At 67.8% G+C, this 1135-nt stretch carries 1 protein-coding gene and 1 pseudogene; both read left to right on the forward strand.

Annotation, left to right across the window (positions count from 1 at the left end):
* Nucleotides 1-586: pseudogene (locus ACIBLC_RS41900) on the forward strand (2-oxoglutarate ferredoxin oxidoreductase subunit alpha); the annotation flags it as partial.
* Nucleotides 579-1135: thiamine pyrophosphate-dependent enzyme (locus ACIBLC_RS41905; protein WP_399216740.1), on the forward strand; the 557-nt coding region annotated here is incomplete at its 3' end. The pseudogene ACIBLC_RS41900 and the gene ACIBLC_RS41905, both read left to right, overlap by 8 nt.

A 1135-nucleotide genomic window follows, 5' to 3' on the forward strand; every position in this document is an offset into this window, starting at 1 on the left:
CCTGCGGGTCCAGTTCGCGCAGGGGCCCAATCACACGCTGGATGACGGCACCGAGGTGTTCTGGCCCTACAAGCGTGACCCGCACACCCTGGCCCGGCCGTGGGCGATCCCGGGCACACCGGGTCTGGAGCACCGTATCGGGGGGATCGAGAAGCAGGACGGCACGGGCAACATCTCCTACGACCCGGCCAACCACGACTTCATGGTCCGTACCCGCCAGGCGAAGATCGACGGGATCGACGTCCCCGACCTGGACGTCGAGGACCCGTCGGGGGCGGCGGACACCCTGGTCCTGGGGTGGGGTTCGACGTATGGGCCGATCACGGCGGCGGTACGGCGGCTGCGTGCGGCGGGCGAGGTGATCGCGCAGGCCCACCTGCGTCACCTCAACCCCTTCCCCCGCAACCTGGGCACCGTATTGCGGGGCTACGACAAGGTCGTGATCCCCGAGATGAACCTCGGCCAGCTCGCCACCCTCATCCGGGCGAAGTACCTGGTGGACGCCCACTCCTACAACCAGGTGAACGGCATGCCGTTCAAGGCCGAGCAGCTCGCCACCGCCCTCAAGGAGGCCATCGATGGCTGAGACGACTGCCGAGACGACCACCTCACACAGCACAGCCACAGCCACCGCCACAGGCGCGGGGACGGGTGGCATCGAGGCGCTGTCGCTGGTGCCCAAGGCCGAGGCCGTGCAGTCCATGAAGGACTTCAAGTCCGACCAGGAGGTGCGCTGGTGCCCCGGCTGCGGTGACTACGCCATCCTCGCCGCCGTCCAGGGCTTCATGCCCGAACTCGGCCTGGCGAAGGAGAACATCGTCTTCGTCTCCGGTATCGGCTGCTCCTCCCGCTTCCCCTACTACCTCAGCACCTACGGCATGCACTCCATCCACGGCCGCGCCCCCGCCATCGCCACCGGCCTCGCCTCCAGCCGGCGCGACCTGTCGGTGTGGGTCGTCACCGGCGACGGAGACGCCCTGTCCATCGGCGGCAACCACCTCATCCACGCCCTGCGCCGCAACGTGAACCTGAAGATCCTCCTCTTCAACAACCGGATCTACGGCCTCACCAAAGGCCAGTACAGCCCCACCAGCGAAGTCGGCAAGATCACCAAGTCGACGCCGATGGGCTCCCT

Source organism: Streptomyces sp. NPDC050535, from assembly GCF_044457665.1.
Lineage (GTDB): Bacteria > Actinomycetota > Actinomycetes > Streptomycetales > Streptomycetaceae > Streptomyces.